Genomic DNA, 15,109 nt, shown 5'->3' with positions numbered 1-15,109 from the left:
ATTCAGAATTAGTATCTTAATCTTACTAGAATTCACCAAGTATTCCAAACAAAAAAACACCCTCAAAGGGGTGCGGCACTCCAAAAAGAGGGATGTTTGATCGTTTAAAATCGATGGTTAACAAGCAAATCCCTTTTCTTTTAATGTTTGAATAAAGTCTAGTCGACTTTGCTCCGGATGAGCTAGGTAGACGTCATAGCAAGACTGATACGATTGTTGAGCCTGTTCTATGTTCTTCATGTCTTCATAGATTTCTGCATACATGAGGTGACACGTCATTTGGTTGCGAAAATCGTCAATTTCTTCGTAGACCATTAAGGCTTTTTGCGTCAAAAAAAGGGCTTTTCCATAATCCTTTCTCCCAAGCCATACGTGAGCATTCGCTAAGTGAATACTTCCCTCGTAACTTTTGTAATTCTTCATATCCTGGGCACCTCGTCGGATACACTTCTCGTAGTATTCTTGTGCTCCTTCATCTTCTCCCATACGCTGAAGAGAAGCACCGATGCCATACAAGATTTTTTTATACGAATCACTTGTTTTGTTTTCAAAATGAAGGTAGGAATAACCTTTGCGATAATGAAACAAGGCTTCTTCGCAATTCCGGTAAGATTCGGTATGTGGCTCGACTTCCATGTGAATCGGTTCTAATACGACCGATTGAGCGTAATAAATATCACCCAACACACGATGAATCTCTCCCTTTAGTTTATTAGAGAGATATATATGCATCTCATCTAAAATCTGAAAGCACAGGAAGAGTGCCTTATCCAATTGATAGGTTTGAAGAAGGTATTTTGCCTTCCACATGAGTACCCACGGGAGCTGGTGTGGATCATCTATACAACATTTTTCCTCTTCTGCTTGTTGGATGAGTGTACCCATTTTTTCGTACTCATAACGATTGTAATAACTCTCTACCTCTTCTAGGAATCCTTCAAATTTTTTCGGGTAATAGACGGTTGTATCTTCATGAAGTGTCAGGAAGAAGGAGGGAGTGGTTCCAAGTGCGTGAGACACCTTTACCAGCACTGTCATGGTTGGTGTGAGTATATTTTTCTCCATTTGTGAGATGGTCGATTGAGTGACCCCAACCGCTCGTGCAAGATCGGCTTGCGTCATTTTCTTTTCTTTTCGTTTTTCTTTCACCATTAGGCCAATCTGTTGCTGAAAGTTTGGCATAAAAGGACCTCCTGTCACAACAAAAGAGAGTGTTTCCACTCTCCATCGCCGTGTGTTACTCTTGATTGTTTTTCTGGATGGCTGCTGAGTGATGTCTCCTACCTGAAATTCGAGAACTTACTCTACGATTTCAGAGTTGGTGGATGAGAAGGTTGGCCATGGTGGGGGAGATGCTTCTGCCTCATTCGGGGCAAAGGTACCGAACCCGATACATGCTGCCAAGACTCCTACCGATAGAATGGAAAAGATGCTACGTTTTTTCATGTGTCATTCACTCCTGTTCTTTTTAAAAAGAGAGGTGTCTGAGTATACAGATACAACTCTTCATAAACAGGAGACATCTATCTGAATTCTATGTATTCAGAACTTCAGCAATAACAGAACGTATATGTAGAATATCAAAACAAATCATGAATATCAAGACATTTTTCGACATGTTCACAGATTTTTCATAAACCAACTACCCTTGTTCTACCTAAGAGATTTGATGATTTCGATGTGTTCTTTGTGAATCGTTACGCTTTGTACATCTTCTTTTTTAAGTTCTTGATGCTCGTTATAAGGGCTTACATGTAGAGAATGGATGCTCCACGCTCGTTCTAGCTCCACAAATACAGAGTAGGTTTTCACAATATGACCGTTTTCTTCTGTAAACAAGGCTTCTCGAACCACCCCAGCGTGATGGATAACCTCTTCGTTTACCACCTCTTGAAGAATAGAAGGGAGCTGCTCGAATGATACTCGGGTTTTAATCATAGACATGTGCAAATTCCTCCAATCCGAAATCGAAGATTTCAGGATCATATCTACCATAATATGGTTGTTACTCTATCATACTATGAGATTCCTTTGTTCGTCTACTAGAGGAATGGAAAACTTTCGTTCCTCTAAACTACTAGGCAGTCTACTAGGCATTCCTGTTTTGGATCACATCATCATTGGAACCCAAACGAAGTTTGTGAGTTTGAAGGAGAAAGGATACATCTAAAGTTTCACGCCTTTCAACTACCAATCTTATTTTCAGCAGGAAAATAAGAACCAACCAAGGTAGTGGAGGTTATACAGCCCATTTTCTCTCTATGAATCTGTCAACTTCACAAAATTGTTATTTTGTGAAATTCAAACCCGACTAAACATTCCGTTGTTCATAAATAATACTCGTATACATCGCAATTTTGTGGTACAATGGAGAAGTGCCATTAGAAATCACTTGATTCTCCTATTCTCACTATCTCAGTTTCTTGGGTATACCCGTATTTTTGAGACAGAAAAGAAATTCTTCAACATCATCTGTGCGTTTTTTCTCTATGTATTTTCCTTTCGCTCCATCCTCTTACTTCTGTCACTGAATCACTTCCATCGTCTTTTCCTTCCAACTGGTCTAAACCTGACTTTAACATGCTATAAAACCCTATTACACCCCTTGTACTTGGTTATGACATATCTAAGCGATGTGTCCATTTTTGTAGGAGGTGTTTGAATGAAAAAAGGATTCACTTGGTTGCTAGCGAGTTTGATTCTCTTGCTCGCATTTGGAAGTGCGGCATCCGCTTCTCAACTTCCCGGCTCCCCGATGGGAAAATCCATCTCGAAATCGAAATTCCAATCCATTCCCTATCTAATGGAAACGGAGGAAGCCTTGCCAGATGAAATCAAACAAGGTTTGCTACCAAAGGCAGAGAAACGTGGCATTTTCTCTCAAACCGTTGGAGATAAGACGTACATCTTGGCTTCATTAGGGGAGCAAACGTCTGGTGGTCACAGTATCGCCATCGAACGAATCTATTCGGTTTCCCCTGCCGTGATCATGGCGCAAGCCAAACATACGAGCCCGAAAAAGGATGACATGGTGATGCAAGTTCTTACGACACCCTATGTGGTCGTGAGCATTCCAGCCACAAGCCTAGCGGTGAAAGGAACCATTGTTCCTTCTCATGGAATCCATATCCCGAAACCAACCATTCCCAAACCCCAACCCGTTAAACCCATCAAGAAACCTGGTTTTCAAAAGCCTACACCCGTGATTACTCCATACTAAAAAAGGACCTCCAAAAGAGGTCCTTTTTTCTTGCTTTTATCAGGCTCTTCTTCTCCTAAACCGCTAAGATTTTCTTGAATTTCCCTAGAAATTCAGAGTGTTAGAGGTTCATAGACTTGGATATGACATACTCGGTTAATCTTTTTGAGCTACGACAGGAAGGTCCGTTTCATTTAGTACAGCATAGGAACGAATTTCTTTCCAGTAGTACGTCACGGCTTTTAGCCAATGCACATTAAGGCCGGTTGGGTCATTCGAAGCCCCCACCGGACAGTACCATTTTTGAATGGTTTCCGGTGTGTTTTTCCCATTCGGCAAGTACAATCGATCCAGTAGAGCTCCAAGTTCCTCAATGGATTCATCCACGCTTTTAAACTTACGAAGACCTCCCTCGTAGTACATGATTCCTCCGACATTGTTCAGACGATGGATGGCATCACTGGTTCCGTTGGCACTTTCATGCATCATGATGGCGGCTAAAAAGGCTGGGTCTATTTTGTATTTTTGACCTACTTCAATGGTTTTAAGCCCTTTCCCTTTTAGTTTCCCGTCAAACAACTGTTCAAGGTCTTCTGCGGTAATGACCGACATGTTTTGAACATTGTACGCCTTATGAACATCGGTTTTCGTGTCACCAGTCAGTGACAACTTGTATTTCATGAGAGACTCATAGGCATTGACTCTGGAGCTCGGTAGGAAAATGGGAGTCTGTGACGGTGTTAAGTTCTTCCATTCAAATCCGATTTCAGGAAGAAACTCGATTTCGAGAGGGTTAGACGTCGAGGTCATATCTGAGGCAAGAACGTTCGAAGTAGTAACAAAAGCAAACGACAACGCTAGAGCGCTGAAGGCAAGGGATTTCCACGATTTCTTCATCCCAACACTCCTTTAAATGGTTTTGAAGCCGGAAGGACCGGCTTGTACCCATTTTACCACATTACAACACGATATGCCCTATTTATACCGTTCTTCATTGAAAATGTAATGAAAATGAAATATTTCGCCCTATTGTGCTTCCTTTACGTCTTTTACGTCTGTTGGTTCAGCTGCCCCTAGCCATTGATGGATACCTAGTGAATCCATCGCCAACATCGTATCAATCCTTTGTAACGTATTCTTTAACACTTTTAATGGAGAATCATACACCAATTCATGGATGCTATCTGTAAACGATTCCAAATTGGAACAATCACTCACCCATTCTTCCATCTGACGAGGAGATTTGAAATGCCCTTGTTTCAACTCCACATGCAGTTCTTCGAGTTTGGCTAACTTGTAATCTGCTACACATAAGGCTAACAATAACCCTTTGAAATATTCAATTCTCCATGGGGAAGGAATGGTGTGACTCATTTTTTCTTGTAAGGTTTCGTGAAGATGTCTCCATTCGTTCTTCATGGATAGAAACGCTTGATAACTATCCACAAGGTAGTATTTTTCGCCCTTTACCTCTTCGCCAAAAAAGTTAATTTCCTTCTCAAACGCATAATATCCTTTTTGATCTTTCCAGATTAGACCTTGCTTGACCATACGCTCGAACACGACATTGTTGGAACAAAAGTTCTGAGCATTCAACTGGGTCAACTCCTTTCAACTTGGGTGTGTAGATTTCTGTTTCCCTCATGCTCTTTTTCTTTTGCAAATCTCCATCGCATCTAGCCCAAAGGAAATAGGACAAAGTAGCCATACAAGAAAGACCACCATCACCCCGTTCCCGACTAGCACGTACAAAATTTGTACAAACGCTGTACAAACCCTTTATATCTATCTGTATATTCCATATTAAACCATACCTAAACTTTTTTGGAAAATAGGAGAAAAGGCGGGAATAGACAAAAAACGCCATAAAACCGACATATTTCTAAATGAATAGAGGAATATTCTTCGATTATAATAAAAATATTAGTAATACTTATATTTTGGGATGAAGGTGTCAATAGGATGAATGACTTAGGAGAAATGATACGGAAGTATCGAAAAGAAATGAATCTGACACAAGGGAAAATGGCTCATCTACTCGGGGTTACACAATCCATGATCAGTCAAATTGAGAAAGGAAAAACCGTTCCTGCTCTTTCTTTGTATCTGGATATTTTAAAACAGCTACAAACCTTAAACGGAGAACAGCACAGAAACATCCCGGCAGAACCTCCATCAGAAGAAGATCCTTGCTGCTTTGAAGTAGAAGATGCTCTGTATGAACTAGAAATGCTATTAAAGCAGAATGCGTTACAGTTGACGCTGCAACAAGTGAAGAAACACCGAGAAGACCCACTCTTTCAAAACCCCGTTCACCAATTGCAACTATCTATCTACGAAGCACGTGTTTTGCGAAATCAACATCAGTTTGTGAATGCCTTATCCATTTGTCGAAGTATTTTGTCATCTCCAAAGAAGGTGGGTACTCGACTTGATTTAGGGCAAGTGTACTATATTCAAGGTGATTGCTTGCTTGAACAAGGATTTGAGATTAAACGATCTGTCTCTCTTTTTGATCACAACACCATGATTCATCGCCCTTCTGAAGCCTCTCGAGCGTTATTTCGAGAATCCTTAAAATCCTACCAAGAAGCCTTTCAACTCGTCAAGTACTATCATACGTATCACCCAATTTTACAGGCGATTTGTCTAGGTCTCAGCATGTGTTACTACGAGCTAGGAAATCATTCTGCCGCCAAATCTTATCAAAAGAAATGTGCAGAGCTCTTGCACCGAAATGAGACTGTACATGCCCAAGCCAAAGGATTTTACTATTTATTACGCTCTCAAGATGAGCACATCCAGAAACGACCGAACCGAAGAAAAATCATCGAAGAACTAGAAAAAGGAAGAGAATGTTTTTCAAAAGGGAATGTCGTGTGGTATTCCATCATGAGTGAAATGGAAATCGCACTCGCGTATCATGCTCTTGGAGAAAAGGAGAAAGCGACAGAGCATGCGTGGAATTGTCATCACCTTGGCGAGGAATACCCTCATCTGGTTCCGCCTTCTTATCAGAAATACTTTGAAAACCTGGGATTGCCCAAAATCAATACCCCCGTCGTTTAAGACGAGGGTATTCTCTGTTAGGCTCTCTTTTTCGCAAAAGCCACGTTTAACACACTTAGCGTCACTTGTTGGTCCGTTTCTTTCACGGTTTGTACCACGGCATGAAGACGGCTTCTACGAACGTTCCATTTAAAGTTTTTGGCATGGCCATGCTTTAATACATGGTCATAGACTTTATCAAGCAAGAGTTCGTAAAGATTGGTGGTGAAGCGGTTGTAGCACTTTGGGTATTCGCTGCAGGCATAGAACGTTCCCCATTCGCCTTTTTGAATGGTTAGCGGGGACCCACAGTTGCCACACACCAAGTTTAAGTAATCCCACGATTTCTTAGCCACGTGTCATCTCTCCTTCTTGAGTCCATTGAAATCCATCTAAAAAGAAGAGCGTACACACGCCTTGCTCTGAGAAAAACGACATCCCAATGCCTTCACTCAATATGGTGGCTTCCCCTGAAAGAACCGGAAGAATATGAAAACTCATCATTTGCTGACGTTGTTTCGCTAAGATGCCTGTCACATGCAAGAACAAATCCTTACACACCGTTTTTAAGCCGACTTTGTGATGATGATAGGAAAGAATAGAGGATTGTAGTTGCGGATCGGCTTCAAAACCAATCGTACCGTAAAAAGGGGCTTGAGCAGAAAGGGCAAGAGGGTTAGCAGGGTAAGGTTGCAAAGAGGCAAGAAACAGAGGAATTTCAGGGTGAGTCGTGAGGTCTGCAAATTCCGTCACGTTGATTTTCTGGAATTTAATCCCGGTGTGAGCCTCCATGATGGGAAGAAAGTGCTGCACATCAGATTGAATCAGAGAATGCATGGTATCCCTTCTTTCTACTCCGAAATTCCAAAGGAAATTCGGATTATGGTTTGTAAGTTTAGTATACTATGAATGAATATCGGAATTCTAGGAAAATAGAAAGATACCCCTTCCATTTTTGAAAGGGGTCTTGACTTTACCATATTTCACGTATGGTTTGCGAAAGGCTCTGGTCAAATACATCTCCCATGAGCAGATTCTCAAACCAGCACTCGAGCGTTGAGTGTTCGTCTATCCAGTCTTCTAATTGTCGTGGGGAGCGGAAGAAGAACGGCTCTGCCTCTTCCCATAGAATGAGGTAGAGGCGTAGGGTATGTTCCAGTTTTAGAATCTTTGAAAATGGAACGAACGAAGAACCTTTTATCCATTCACGCTTGACCTCCATGAGTTCCTGAGCGGTTTCCTCGTATCCCTTTTTCACGTATTGGATGCTCTCTTCGATCCAGAACCACTCTCCTTCTTCTACTTCCCCGAACATCGACATCCCTTCCTCCCGCTTTTGGTAGCCCTTTTTCCCCTTTCGTAGCAACCCTTGACGAGCCAATCGGCAGAGGTCCACCTCACTTCCATTGCGGAGCGGTGGCAGCGGAGGAATCTCCGAAAAAATAGGGTGAATGGATTCGTTGTTAGGTTGAATGGCTTGAATTTGACTCATGTTTTTTCTCCTCTCTTCGTACAAATGGTTGGGTTCCATCACCAGTCGTTCTGGATTATCGAGTTATGACCACTTGAGCGGGGGTTGTCCTCATTTTTCGCAAAAACAAGAACACTTGTTCCTATTTTAACCCATCTATTCATAAAAATCTATGAACAAATTGGGAATAAAGGAATAAAAAAACCCCACGAATTCAAGATGGCCATAAAGTTAACACTCCGCAATATGAATAAAAGTGGGTGATGGGTAGACGTATCCTGTCCTCCGACAGGCTTGGTCTTGCACTTTTCGTCATTATTCTTGCGAACTGTCCTCTATGAACATCTTCAACTCATGAGGTCCTTCCTCGTATGTTAGTTGAACTGTTCTAAAGTAATCTTCATCTTTCGTTCTGCATCTCTCTCCCAAACTCCTATGGAGGTTGAGGGTGCAGTTTTTAGTTTCTAGGTATACCTTTATTCTATCATTCTCCCTTTCTTCTGTTCAAGAAATAGAAGGGAAAAATTAGGAAAGATGTGACAGATACTTGAACGTTTTGTTTTATTCCTTTATTCATTAATAATTCCTTTTATGTTATACTGGAGAGGTATTGGATGTTCATTTTTCACGATATTGAAGGAGGAGTTACATTTGACTAAGACGATGTTAACGGTGAATGGTATTCAAGAAGGAATCTTAAACAACATAGAGAACGTGCTAGCCGATAGCTGGAGCAATGAAGACGTTTCAGCAGTTTGGAATGAAGGCAATGAGGTGTCTCCAGAAACCTTTACTCCCTTTTTTGACTCTCTGAAGATCCTGAACATTCTTCCCAAGGAGGTATCTGTTCGTGTGGTCGGCACATTTGTTGAAGATGTGTTTGTAGCAGAAGAGGTTGTCTTAAAAGAAAACGGATCTACGAATCCTCTCCTAACTCTGCCTGTAGAAACCCTCTTTTCTCAAAACGAAGATGGGGACTACAAAGGATTGAAAAAGGAAGGGTTTGCTCCATTGGTTGAAAAAATCGTTCCTTTTACCGATTCGTTTGATGAATTAGTGGAAAACGTCTTGGATGAGATGAACCTCTATCTCCTCACGAACTATGAGGCAGGATTTGATGATTCAAACTCTACCGTAGACGTATCTGATGTACCAAGCCTCTTCATGGATTTACAAGCAGAAGGCATCTTACCAAACCATGGCTATACGCTTCAGTATACCGTGGAAGATAACGAAGGCTCGTATGAGGATATGGCTACTCGGTTCATCGTGTTCAACTACCGCACCCCGCTTCTCGTCATTCCGTTTGATTCCGTCATGGATGAAAACGATGACTCCTATTCTGGCATCAAGCGTGAAGGCATGAAGGAAATCGTCAAAGTCGCCCTCATCTGAACTTGATTGTAACTCTCTCCCCTTAAGCCTTTAGGGCTTTCGGGTTATCACCTTTCACGGATTTGTCATTATTTCCCTAGTTTACCTATTCAATTCCATACTATAATAGGACTCAAACTCATTCTATTTGCCTATGATAAGGAGAATATGTATGTCCACCGTCCTATCCGCTCCTGAATCTTTAAAACAAATCATTGAACAAAAAAGACGTTCTTTAATCCAGTTGGGGCTTGTACTTGGTCTTACCCACCCCCTCACGGTTCAAACAAGTGAAGAACTGGATCAATTGATATTAAAATCGTTTGAGGTTAAGAATTACTTTCTTGAATAGAAATGATTTTGCTGGACAACCTATCACATGGGAAGTTCAGGCACTTTGCATTCGGAAATCCCCCAATGATCTCTTTTGGGGGAATTTTTTTGCTTTACGCGCATAAAGCACGAGAATCAGGGAACACCAAAAGTATATTCGGTTTTTCTATGAAAAGGAGTGAGCTATTTTGAAAGAAGCAGCGATTCAAGGGAAACCACCCGTCTACCCATTCCCGACTCACTCTAAACATTGGTGTGATTTTGTACCTGAGCCCTCTATGTCTCAGCGACGATTGTTTCAAGCGATTCGCCGGATCGTGATGTACGAATACAAAGGAAAAGGTATGATTGGACCGGTACTGGAATGCCCGGATGAGCGTTTCTACATTGATATTGCCTTGTGGTGTGGAGGACTTAAGTTTGCAATAGAAGTCGATGGTCCTCACCATGACAACCCTATTCAACAAGAGTGGGATGAAAGGCGGAACCGCTACTTACAATCGAATGGGTGGCATGTCTTCCGGATTCCTGTACAGTTCTTAAATTGGGGAAGCGAACAAGTGGCGAGAAGCATTCTGAAGGTCATCATGGACCAAGTAACGTCACATCCACAGAAACAAGAAAAAACGCCTTCCTAAAAGGCGTTTTTCTAATGCGTGGGAGCGGATGCCTCCAACTTCTGAAACCGATATTTGACGGAGGCTTCCACTAGGTCTTTATTTCCTCCGTGTTTCCATGCTTTTAACGCGTCAATCGCTTTACTGGCTTGAGTCTGTGTCAATTCTTCATACGAAGCAAAGATGCCAACTTCATCCGTGATTTTTTCTTTCAAGAACAGAGGCGGAACCCCCATCCGCTCAAATTCGTCAATGAGTTTTAAGAGCCACTTGCGCTGAGGCTCGGTCATCCATTTCTTTGGCTCTGGTTCTTGCGTTTCGCGTTCTGGTTCAACTCCTACCACTGGAGCAGTTCCAGTCGGAAGATGTAAGTCAAAAAAGAGATGTACGGCTTCTTGGTAGGCTTCTGGCAGCGTCGCCCCCATTCCGCCTTGGATCACCTCCCACCGATCCCCTGACTTGATTTCGGTTAAGATCACTTCCAGATACACCAAAAACCCTTCTTTTTTCCACTGAATCTCTTTTGTATGAAAAATAATTGAGATACCTGCTTCTTGAAGCCGCTCTCTGGGAGAAAGAGTTGTAAGCGTGAGTGCCTTGCTCCAGGCTTTGGCGAGGGTGGATTGAATTTGCATAGGTGTTCTTCCCTTCACGTTTTACTCTCATTTTCTCCCTGTGGTTATTTTTTTATTCACTTATTCTTGATTTATTCCTAATTTCCTTGAAAACCCTCTTCAATCTTCGATACGATAAAGATGTATTCGACTTTTCCACGATAAATAAGGAGGCTATGCCCATGAAATCAACACCTGTCACAAAAGAGTTTGGATCTTCTGCTCACCAACAACCCCGTAAAAAGCGAAAATCCGCTCCACCCCCTAAATATACTTCTCCTAAACAAAAACGAATCTATCACCATCCTGAAAGTCATTTAGGGCAATTCATGGATTGCTATGCGTAAAGGAGATTTCTTCTCCTGTTATTTCATTCCTCTATTCATTGAAAACACCTATTAAAACATCGTATAATAAAGGCACAACCCTTCGTATTTCATTTCCCTTGAAAGGAGGAGGTACCATGCCCTCCCCATTTCTATCCCTCATCATCCCCTGTTACCGAGAAGCCGAACGACTTCCTTCTACCATAAAGTCCCTACTCTCTTGGAAAGAAACCTTCCCTCACTCCCTTGAAGTCATCCTCGTCATTGAACCTTCCCCTGATGAGACCTTGGATGTAGCACGTTCATTAGCCAACACCCATGAATGGATGACCGTCATCGAGAATGAGCAACGACTTGGCAAGGGTGGAACCGTGGCACATGGCATGAAACAGGCAAATGGCGAATGGAGAGCCTTCTGTGACGCCGATGGGGCGACTGACTTTTCCTTCTTCACCCAAGTCTTCTCTCAAACCCCTCTGCCTTCCATCATCATCGCCTCCCGGGCTCATCCGCAGTCTCAACTCATCCCCAAACAACCTTTCTTCCGTCAACTCACCGGACTCTTGTTCCGCTATGCTACCCGCCTCATCACCCACCTTCCCTATCCCGATACGCAATGTGGCTGCAAGGTCTTTCACCATACCCTCGTGCCAATTCTGTTTGAACCCTTACAAGAACAAGGGTTTGCGATGGATGTAGAACTTCTCCTTAAAGCACGACGCCTTCAAGAACCGGTACTCGAACTGCCGTGCATTTGGCGAGATCAACCAGGTTCGACCGTTCACCCCATCCAAGATGGCCTTCGTATGCTTACGACCCTCATTCGTTTACGAAAACAACTCATTCGAAAGGAGCGACTCGCTCTTGAATCCCAACATCTATCATCATATGAATGAACAAGAAACCTCCCACTGGTGGCACCGAGCTAGACAGGAAATGATTCTTTCTTTCCTCTCGGCTCAAGGGGTGTTATCCCCTTCGCACTCTGTTCTCGATGTCGGGTGCGGCACTGGCTTTTTCTTAGATACGTTAAAAGAGAGCGGTGTGAACCGCTATGGCATGGATTTTCATACAGAATCCCTTCTTCTTTGCCAACAAAAAGGCATTGAGGTCATCGAAGGATGCCTTCCTCACGTTCCTTCCCTTGTTCCAGTGGATACCGTGTTGCTCTTAGATGTGTTAGAACACGTGAAAGAAGACCGAGAATCGTTGATTCACTTACAATCCGTTGCCAAACCAGATGGGCATTTGCTCCTTACCGTGCCTCTTCATCCGTGGCTCTGGACAAGTCACGACGAAGCCCTTCATCATGAACGCCGTTACCGAAAAGACGAACTACTCTCCTTGTTTCAGGAAACCGGATGGACTCTCGAGTACGGCACGTGTTTTCAAACCCATACGTTCCCGCTTGCTGTCATGTCTCGACTTTTAAAAAAGATGGGAGTTCCGCTCGATGAACAAAAAACCCCTGCTCCGTGGTTGAATGAACGCTTGTATCAGTTGTTTAAAAGAGAAGAATCTTCATTGCTTCAAAAGAAAACCCACTCTTACGGCTTAAGTTACTTTGCCTACCTGAAGAAAGGAGCCTAGTTTCATGAGACTTCCTCAATCCAATCTAACTCTACCATCCTGGTTGTTTTACTCGTTTGCCATGGTGATCATCCTTCTGCTCTTTGGTCGACTGACTCCTGCTTACGCCATATTCAATTCAGATATGTACTTTCATTTGGGAATTGGAGAGTGGATGTTGGACCATCGCCAAATTCCCACTTACGCCATTAACAGTTTTGATCCTTCTCTTCCCTATGTGACTCATGAGATTTGGTTTCAATGGGCCCTTGCTTGGCTATACCAAAAGGGAGGATGGAATTTGGTTCACCTAGCCTCCTCTCTTTGTTTGTTTTTTACCGTCTATGCCATGGTCCGTCTTTTACAAGAAGGGAGAGAAACCAAAGATTTAACCGGAATGGATGTGTTCATTCTTCTCCTTCTTCTATTGCCGATGATGATGATGTTTTTCTCGATCCGCCCTCAAATCGTATCCGCGCCTCTCATCGTGTGGGCATTTGTCTGGATGGTGCGGTTTACCAAGAAACCGAGGATGTGGAGAGCTCTCATCCTAGTAGGAAGTTCCTTTGTTTTAGCCAATGTTCATGGAGGAGTGTGGCCTGTCCTTTTCGTTTTGTGGGGCATTGTTGTCGCAGCCTATGTGTATCAGGAAAAAAGACTCCCCCTTTCTTTTGTGATTCTTTCCATTTCTCAATTTGGGGTGGCTTTGTTCAATCCGGGTGGTCTCGAAAACATTCTTTACATTCTTCTTGTTGGAGGAGATCCACGAGTAGCAGAATGGAACGAGGAATGGAAACCACTTGTTTACACATCACATCCCACTCTCCTTCTAGTCTTTTTGCTGTTTTTGTTCTGTGTGTTTCTCATGAAGAGAAATCCTCTTTCCCTCTTCCTTGCTCTAGGGATTGGAACGTTAGCCGTTTCAGGATTCAAACAGGCTCATTTCTTGTTTTTGTTTTTGCCCTTCTTCTGGGGGTTGGTTCCGAATACGAACTTGCTACGTTTTTCTCTATCATTCTCTCGTTTTCTCTTGTTGTTTACACTAGGGGTTGTTGCCTATGCAGGAGCCGGTATTTTGCCTGAAAAAGCAGAAGCGAACCCTAACTATCCAGTCGAAGAGATGGCCTATGTGAATCAACACTACCACCAGCCTAAAGTGTTAGCCGACTTTAATGTGTCGAGCTACATTCTGCAGCAGGGAGGTTCGGTGTTAGCGGATGGTCGCTGGGATCCGTTCCAACAAGATGAAAGCAGAAAAGGTTCCCGAAACTTTACCGCTCTTGAGCGTTCTTACTACATCACGAAAGGGCATCTTCCGATTCTGCTAGAAGAGATTTCCCTCTCTCACCCAGATGTGCTACTTCTTCCGCACAATCCTGACGGCACTCGCCCATTTGAAGAAGAAGCGATCACGAAGCGATTTGGAGAGCCTGTCTTTGAAGGAACGTGGGGCAAAGTATGGGATGTGAAGGAGGAAACCCCATGACCACGTTTGTCATGCTCTCCTCTTCTTTAGCCCTCTACCGTCAGTGGCGAAAAGCGGAAACCTTGGATGAAAAACGAAAGTGGCGAAGAGCGTTTGGTTTCTCCCTTCTCCCTTTGACGGGTATTGTTTCGTGGAATCTATGGCTGTTTGTCATTCTCCCCTTTTGGATTTTCTTCAAGACGTGGTAAAAAACGTAGAATGTACGAGAATTCAAGCGGATTTGGACCCTATTTCTTTCAGAAGAGACGGGGTTCTTTTATCTGAATTCTGTTTTAAGGATTTCGGACTTGATCCAGAAAATCCACTACTTGATTTCAGATTATCCGAATTTTTCACAAGAAATTCGGACTATGAAGAAGACGAGCCTCTCTATGGGCTTACAGTGTGGTACAATAAATCCAAATAATTCTTGTAGAGATTTCGGAACCATTCGATGAGCGAACCTGAGAATCTATTTTCCTTTCCCTTATACCTACTAAAAAAAGAAGAAAATCGCCGGAAAAAGCCGGAAAAAGAGGGCTGGCGAACGATAATCCCTTGTCATGTCCGATTTTCACGATTTTGCGCCGATTCTTTCGCATTTTTACTAGGTTGGTTCTAAAGGATAGAACAAATCCAGAAACGTAAGGAGTGATACAGATGGCTCAAACGGAACGTACCCGTAGTCTACTCACTGTATTTACGACGAAAAAAGAATTGTATTTGCTCTTGATCACGACCGCTCTATATCATGCCCCGGCAAGACGAAGCGGGTTTGACCTTCATGAGAAAATCAAGCGAGAATCCGGCGGGTTCGTTGGGATTGCTCAAGGGCACCTCTATCCACTCCTCCACCAGTGGGAGCGGGAAGGGTTTTTGAGAAGTGAGTGGGAGCGGCATGAGAATCCGAATACGAAGCGAAAGCGTCTCTACTCGTTCACCGATGCTGGGGTTCGGCGTTACCAGGAATTAAAAGCCTCCCTCCTTGCGAAAACAGATGCCTACCTTCGTTTCATGAATACCGTGGTTCAAGTAAGTGAGGAATCATTCCTCAAAAAAGAGGGAAACGAAGAAAAAGTGAGTTTACAGTCGT

Annotated in this window: 20 protein-coding genes and 1 pseudogene; 12 read left to right on the top strand and 9 right to left on the bottom strand. The window is 43.0% G+C overall.

The features are described 5' to 3' along the window. Positions 1 to 117: 117 nt before the first annotated feature. From ACFYKX_RS09870 to ACFYKX_RS09860, 3 genes are all read right to left on the bottom strand, one after another. The gene (locus tag ACFYKX_RS09870) at positions 118 to 1,182 is read right to left on the bottom strand and encodes a helix-turn-helix domain-containing protein (RefSeq protein WP_389360586.1); all 1,065 of its coding nucleotides are present in this window, start codon (positions 1,180 to 1,182) and stop codon (positions 118 to 120) included. Between the two features lie 117 nt (positions 1,183 to 1,299). Further along, complete coding sequence (locus tag ACFYKX_RS09865) at positions 1,300 to 1,446, bottom strand: hypothetical protein (RefSeq protein ID WP_389360584.1); 147 nt, start codon at positions 1,444 to 1,446, stop codon at positions 1,300 to 1,302. 207 nt (positions 1,447 to 1,653) lie between these two features. Continuing rightward, entirely contained in the window at positions 1,654 to 1,944 is a 291-nt protein-coding gene (locus ACFYKX_RS09860; RefSeq protein ID WP_389360582.1) for a hypothetical protein, read from the bottom strand. 136 nt (positions 1,945 to 2,080) lie between these two features. Between ACFYKX_RS09860 and ACFYKX_RS09855 the strand changes: the two are divergent. Both ACFYKX_RS09855 and ACFYKX_RS09850 read left to right on the top strand, forming a co-directional pair. Beyond that, a pseudogene (locus ACFYKX_RS09855) lies at positions 2,081 to 2,170 on the top strand (JAB domain-containing protein); the annotation flags it as partial. Positions 2,171 to 2,683: 513 nt separating this feature from the next. Beyond that, positions 2,684 to 3,220 (top strand): protease complex subunit PrcB family protein, encoded by a 537-nt coding sequence (locus ACFYKX_RS09850; protein WP_389360580.1) that lies wholly within the window; start codon positions 2,684 to 2,686, stop codon positions 3,218 to 3,220. A gap of 135 nt (positions 3,221 to 3,355) precedes the next feature. On the opposite strand, the gene ACFYKX_RS09845 is transcribed toward ACFYKX_RS09850, so the two are convergent. After that, positions 3,356 to 4,096, bottom strand: coding sequence for a glucosaminidase domain-containing protein (locus ACFYKX_RS09845; RefSeq protein ID WP_389360578.1), 741 nt, complete (start codon positions 4,094 to 4,096; stop codon positions 3,356 to 3,358). 129 nt (positions 4,097 to 4,225) lie between these two features. Beyond that, positions 4,226 to 4,795 carry a hypothetical protein gene (locus ACFYKX_RS09840; RefSeq protein WP_389360576.1) on the bottom strand — a complete coding sequence of 190 codons (570 nt, stop codon included), beginning with the start codon at positions 4,793 to 4,795 and terminating at the stop codon, positions 4,226 to 4,228. A gap of 366 nt (positions 4,796 to 5,161) precedes the next feature. Between ACFYKX_RS09840 and ACFYKX_RS09835 the strand changes: the two genes are divergently transcribed. After that, positions 5,162 to 6,268 (top strand): helix-turn-helix domain-containing protein, encoded by a 1,107-nt coding sequence (locus ACFYKX_RS09835; RefSeq protein ID WP_389360574.1) that lies wholly within the window; start codon positions 5,162 to 5,164, stop codon positions 6,266 to 6,268. A 17-nt stretch (positions 6,269 to 6,285) separates the two neighbouring features. Here ACFYKX_RS09835 and ACFYKX_RS09830 read toward each other — a convergent pair whose 3' ends face one another. From ACFYKX_RS09830 to ACFYKX_RS09820, 3 genes are all read right to left on the bottom strand, one after another. Continuing rightward, positions 6,286 to 6,603 (bottom strand): topoisomerase DNA-binding C4 zinc finger domain-containing protein, encoded by a 318-nt coding sequence (locus ACFYKX_RS09830; RefSeq protein ID WP_389360572.1) that lies wholly within the window; start codon positions 6,601 to 6,603, stop codon positions 6,286 to 6,288. Next, positions 6,596 to 7,084, bottom strand: a complete 489-nt coding sequence (locus tag ACFYKX_RS09825) for a hypothetical protein (protein WP_389360570.1) — start codon at positions 7,082 to 7,084, stop codon at positions 6,596 to 6,598. Before ACFYKX_RS09825 ends, ACFYKX_RS09830 begins: the two co-directional genes overlap by 8 nt. A 136-nt stretch (positions 7,085 to 7,220) precedes the next feature. Further along, the gene (locus ACFYKX_RS09820; protein WP_389360568.1) at positions 7,221 to 7,739 is read right to left on the bottom strand and encodes a hypothetical protein; all 519 of its coding nucleotides are present in this window, start codon (positions 7,737 to 7,739) and stop codon (positions 7,221 to 7,223) included. A 630-nt stretch (positions 7,740 to 8,369) separates the two neighbouring features. Here ACFYKX_RS09820 and ACFYKX_RS09815 point away from each other — a divergent pair. From ACFYKX_RS09815 to ACFYKX_RS09805, 3 genes are all read left to right on the top strand, one after another. Then, complete coding sequence (locus ACFYKX_RS09815) at positions 8,370 to 9,113, top strand: hypothetical protein (RefSeq protein WP_389360566.1); 744 nt, start codon at positions 8,370 to 8,372, stop codon at positions 9,111 to 9,113. Between the two features lie 151 nt (positions 9,114 to 9,264). After that, entirely contained in the window at positions 9,265 to 9,444 is a 180-nt protein-coding gene (locus ACFYKX_RS09810) for a Spo0E family sporulation regulatory protein-aspartic acid phosphatase (protein ID WP_389360565.1), read from the top strand. Between the two features lie 259 nt (positions 9,445 to 9,703). Then, positions 9,704 to 10,063: an endonuclease domain-containing protein gene (locus ACFYKX_RS09805; RefSeq protein ID WP_389360563.1), complete on the top strand. Its 360-nt coding sequence runs from the start codon at positions 9,704 to 9,706 to the stop codon at positions 10,061 to 10,063. Positions 10,064 to 10,074: 11 nt separating this feature from the next. Here the strand turns inward: ACFYKX_RS09805 and ACFYKX_RS09800 are convergent, their stop codons facing one another. After that, entirely contained in the window at positions 10,075 to 10,677 is a 603-nt protein-coding gene (locus ACFYKX_RS09800) for a hypothetical protein (RefSeq protein ID WP_389360561.1), read from the bottom strand. 161 nt (positions 10,678 to 10,838) lie between these two features. Here ACFYKX_RS09800 and ACFYKX_RS09795 point away from each other — a divergent pair, with 161 nt between their 5' ends. The 6 genes from ACFYKX_RS09795 to ACFYKX_RS09770 form a co-directional block, all read left to right on the top strand. After that, positions 10,839 to 11,003, top strand: coding sequence for a hypothetical protein (locus ACFYKX_RS09795; RefSeq protein ID WP_389360559.1), 165 nt, complete (start codon positions 10,839 to 10,841; stop codon positions 11,001 to 11,003). 116 nt (positions 11,004 to 11,119) lie between these two features. After that, entirely contained in the window at positions 11,120 to 11,878 is a 759-nt protein-coding gene (locus ACFYKX_RS09790; RefSeq protein ID WP_389360557.1) for a glycosyltransferase, read from the top strand. Further along, a complete protein-coding gene (locus ACFYKX_RS09785) occupies positions 11,847 to 12,572 on the top strand; it encodes a class I SAM-dependent methyltransferase (protein ID WP_389360555.1) in 726 nt (241 codons plus the stop codon). Before ACFYKX_RS09790 ends, ACFYKX_RS09785 begins: the two co-directional genes overlap by 32 nt. A 4-nt stretch (positions 12,573 to 12,576) precedes the next feature. Further along, a complete protein-coding gene (locus ACFYKX_RS09780) occupies positions 12,577 to 14,037 on the top strand; it encodes a hypothetical protein (protein WP_389360553.1) in 1,461 nt (486 codons plus the stop codon). Beyond that, positions 14,034 to 14,225 carry a hypothetical protein gene (locus ACFYKX_RS09775; protein ID WP_389360551.1) on the top strand — a complete coding sequence of 64 codons (192 nt, stop codon included), beginning with the start codon at positions 14,034 to 14,036 and terminating at the stop codon, positions 14,223 to 14,225. The genes ACFYKX_RS09780 and ACFYKX_RS09775 overlap by 4 nt, the downstream gene beginning before the upstream one ends. A 451-nt stretch (positions 14,226 to 14,676) precedes the next feature. Continuing rightward, positions 14,677 to 15,109, top strand: a 433-nt coding sequence (locus tag ACFYKX_RS09770) for a PadR family transcriptional regulator (protein WP_389360549.1), incomplete at its 3' end; no start/stop codon positions are given.

Source organism: Cytobacillus spartinae (genome assembly GCF_042865285.1).
GTDB classification, from domain to species: domain Bacteria; phylum Bacillota; class Bacilli; order Bacillales; family Cytobacillaceae; genus Robertmurraya_A; species Robertmurraya_A spartinae.
Note: the sequence above shows the minus strand (reverse complement) of the source record. Positions and strands in the feature narration are given on the sequence as shown.